Annotated in this window: 2 protein-coding genes; both read right to left on the bottom strand. The window is 70.1% G+C overall.

Annotation, left to right across the window (positions count from 1 at the left end; all coding sequences use genetic code 11):
- Nucleotides 1-71 precede the first annotated feature (71 nt).
- Entirely contained in the window at nt 72-1,484 is a 1,413-nt protein-coding gene (locus tag AC1D15_RS20685) for an efflux transporter outer membrane subunit (RefSeq protein WP_477827445.1), read from the bottom strand.
- Nucleotides 1,485-1,504: 20 nt separating this feature from the next.
- Nucleotides 1,505-4,016 (bottom strand): efflux RND transporter permease subunit (locus AC1D15_RS20680; RefSeq protein ID WP_477827444.1); only part of this gene is annotated, 2,512 nt, incomplete at its 5' end.

The raw sequence follows: 4,016 nt of genomic DNA, 5'->3' as shown, positions 1-4,016 counted from the left end.
GGACCGTGGTGCGGCCTTTGGTGGTGATGATGGAGTCGGGCATGAAGGTCTCCTTGCGTCAACCCGGATTGTCATCCGGGCTTGGCTGCCCAGCTCGCGTGCCACCCACCGCCCATCGCCTGGATCAACCCGATCGCCGCCAGCTGCTGATCGACTTGCAGTTGTACCAGCGCCCGCCGCGCGCTCAGCGCCGATGACTGGGCCGTCGCCACCTCCAGGTAGCTGACCTGCCCGGCGCGGTACCGGTTCAGCGTCTGCACCTCGGTATCGTCCGCCGCCTTCGAGGCCTGCTGGCGCAGCGGCGACTGCTCGGCCAGCATCCGCACCAGCGACAGCTGGTCTTCCACCGCACCCAGCGCCGCGAGCGTCGTCTGCCGGTAGCGGGCGACAGCAGCATCTCGGCTCGCCTCGGCACCTTCCACGCGGGCCCGCGTCGCCCCCGCATCGAAGATCGTCTGCGCCACCGACACGCCCAGCGACCACAGGTTCTGGCTCGCATTGAAGAGCTGGCTCGCCGCGCTGCTCTGCTGCCCATACGAGCCGCTCAGCGACAAGCTCGGGAAGTACGCGCTGCGCGCAATGCCGATCTGCGCATTCGCCGACGCCACGCTGCGCTCGGCACCGGCGATGTCGGGCCGGCGCTGCAGCAGCTCCGACGGCACCACCAGCGGCACCGCCGGCACCGTCATCTGCCAGGCCGCCGGCGGCAACGAGAACTGCGACGGCGCCTTGCCCACCAGCACCGCGATCGCATGCTCCAGCACCGCGCGCTGGCGCTTCAAGGTCGCGAGATCCGCCTGCGCATTCGCGAGCTGCGTCTGCGCCTGCAGCAGGTCGCTCTTCGGCGCGATGCCGGCGTCGTAGCGGTTCTGCGTGATCGTCTGCGAGCGCGTGAAACCCTCGACCGTGCGCGTCACCACGTCGATCTCGGCGTCGGCCTCGCGCAGCGAGAAGTAGTTGGTCGCGAGCGCCGCCTGCGCCGACAGCCGTGCCGACGCCAGGTCGGCCTCGCTCGCCTGCGCCGTCGCCGTCGCGGTGTCGACGCCCGCCTCCAGCTTGCCCCACAGCGGCGCCTCCCAGCTTGCGCCCAGGCCCACCTGGTAGGTGTTGCCGGTCGACGTGCGCGCGCCACCGCCGGAGCGCGTTGCGCCGCCGCTCAGGCTCACGCTCGGGAAGAACGAGGCCCGCGCCTCCTTCACCAGCGATTGCGATTGCGCATACGCGGCCACCGCGGCCGCGACGTTCTGGTTCGACACCTCGACCTGCGCGGCGAGCGTGTTCAGCGTCTCGTCACCGAACAGCGTCCACCAGGGGCCGCGGTCCAACGCGTCGGCGGGCGCCGCCGGCAGCCAGCCCTCGGCCGCGGCCGGCACTTCCTTGTAGCCCGCCGGCAGCGCGGTGTCGGGCACCTGGTAGCGCGGGGTCACCGCGCAGCCGGCCAGCAGCAGCAACGCGGCCGCGAGGGGAGTGAGTCGCGAAGTCATGCGTGGAGTCATGCGTGGAGTCATGCGTGCGCAGCGGCGGCATCAGTGCCGCGGCTCAGGTGGCGCTCGTCGGCGCTGCGGCGGCGCAGCTTGTCGAGCAGGAGGTAGACGACCGGCGTCGTAAGCAGGGTCAGCAGCTGGCTCGCGATCAGCCCGCCGATGATGGCCACGCCGAGCGGCTGGCGCAGCTCGGAGCCCTCGCCGAAGCCGATCGCCAGCGGCAGTGCGCCGAGGCCTGCGGCCAGCGTCGTCATCAGGATCGGGCGGAAGCGCAGCAGGCAGGCCTCGCGCACCGCCTCGAGCGGCGACAGCCCGCGCGAGCGCTCGGCCTCGAGCGCGAAGTCGATGATCAGGATCGCGTTCTTCTTGACGATGCCGATCAGCAGGAACACGCCGATCAGCGCGATGATCGAGAACTCCATGCGGAACATCAGCAGCGCGAGCACCGCGCCGACGCCCGCTGACGGCAGCGTCGACAGCACCGTCACCGGGTGCACCAGGCTCTCGTACAGCACGCCCAGCACGATGTAGATCACGACGATCGCCGCCAGGATCAGCAGCGGCTGCTGCGCCTGCGAATCCTGGAAGCCGCGCGCCGTGCCCGCGAAGCTGCCGCGCACATTGGCCGGCATCGCGATGTCGGCTTCGGCCTGCTTCACCRCCGCCTGCGCGTCCGACAGGCTCACGCCCTCGGGCAGGTTGAACGACACCGTCGTCGCGAGCTCGCCGTCCTGGTGGTTGATCGAGGTCGGGGTCGCGCTCTCGCTGAAGCGCGCGAGCGTCTGCAGCGGCACCATCGTGTTCGCGGTGTTGGAGAGCGCCGAGCCGCTGGAGGCATCGCGCAGCGCCGGGTTCACCGACAGCGTCGCGGTGGTCGCCGCGCCGGTGCCGGCCTTGCGCGGGATGTACACGTCGTTCAGCGAGGTCGGGCTGCGCGTCAGGCTGCGCGCCGCCTCCATCACGACGTGGTACTGGTTCAGCTCGTCGTAGATGGTGGCCACCTGGCGCTGGCCGAAGCTGTCGTACAGCGCGTTGTCGACATCGCGCGTCGTGATGCCCAGCCGCGCCGCGGTCGCCTTGTCGATGTCGACGAAGCTCTGCACGCCGTTGTCCTGCTGGTTGGTGTCGACGTCGGCCAGCTCTTCCTTCGTGCGCATCTGGTCGGCCAGCTTCAGCGCCCAGCTGCGCAGGTCGGCGATGTTGTCGCTCTTCAGCGTGTACTGGTAGGTCGAGTTGCTCGATCGGCCACCGGCCCGCAGGTCCTGCACCGGGTTCAGGAACAGCTGCACGCCGGTCACGGTGGCCAGCTGCGGGCGCAGCCTCGCGATCACCGCCTGGCCGCCGTCCTTGCGCTGGCCGACCGGCTTCAGGTTGATGAACATGAAGCCGCCGCCGGCGCGCCCGCCGCCGGTGAAGCCGACCACCGTGTCGACCGCCGGATCGGCATGGATGATGTCGACCAGCTGCTTCAGCTTGCCCTGCAGCGCCTCGAACGAGATGCTCTGGTCGGCCGCGAGGCCGCCGTTCAGCTGTCCGTTGTCCTGCTGCGGGAAGAAGCCCTTCGGCGTCGCCTTGAAGAGGTAGACGTTGAGGCCGATCACCGCCAGCAGGATCAGCATCACCAGCGCCTTGCTGTGCAGCGCCCAGTCGAGGCTGTGCTCGTAGCCGCGCAAGACGCCGGCGAACACGCGCTCCGAGAAGCGGGCGAGCCGGCCCGGCGGCTTGCGCACGTGGCCGCCCGGCTTCAGCAGCCAGGCGCACATCATCGGCGTGGTGGTCAGCGAGATCGCCAGCGAGATCAGCACCGCCACCGACAGCGTCACCGCGAACTCGCGGAACAGCCGGCCGATCTGCCCGCTCATGAACAGCAGCGGGATRAACACSGCCACCAGCGACAGGCTGATCGACAGCACCGTGAAGCCGACTTCGCGCGCGCCGACCAGTGCCGCCTCGAAGCGGTCCATGCCGGACTCGATGTGGCGGCTGGTGTTCTCCAGCACGACGATCGCATCGTCGACGACGAAGCCGGTGGCCACCGTCAGCGCCATCAGGCTCAGGTTGTTCAGGCTGTAGCCCAGCAGGTACATCACGCCGAAGGTGCCGAGCAGCGACACCACGGTGGCGACCGCCGGCACGATGGTCGCGCGCAGGCTGCGCAGGAACACGCTGACGACGACCACCACCAGCAGCACCGAGATCACCAGCGTGCCCTCGATCTCGCGCAGCGAGGCGCGGATCGAGTTGGTGCTGTCGGAGGCCACCTGCAGATCGATGTCGCTCGGCAGCTGCGCGCGCAGCTCGGGCAGCAGCGCGCGCACGCCGTCGACCGTCTCGATCACGTTGGCGCCGGGCTGGCGCGTCAGCAGCACGATCACCGCCGGCTGGCCGTTGAAGAGACCCAGCGTGCGCACGTTCTCGACGCCGTCGCTCACCTTGGCCACGTCCGAGAGCCGCACCGCCGAGTTGTTGCGCCAGGCCACCACCAGCCCGCGGTAGTCGGCGGCGGTGCGCCCGGGCGGCGGCGTGTAGATC

Source organism: Rhizobacter sp. P2_H2 (assembly GCF_056403375.1).
This window is presented reverse-complemented; position numbering and strand designations above follow the sequence as displayed.

Excerpts from the sequence above, each read along its gene's own strand:
- AC1D15_RS20685 (WP_477827445.1), bottom strand. The coding sequence starts at position 1,484 with ATGACTTCGCGACTCACTCCCCTCGCGGCCGCGTTGCTGCTGCTGGCC.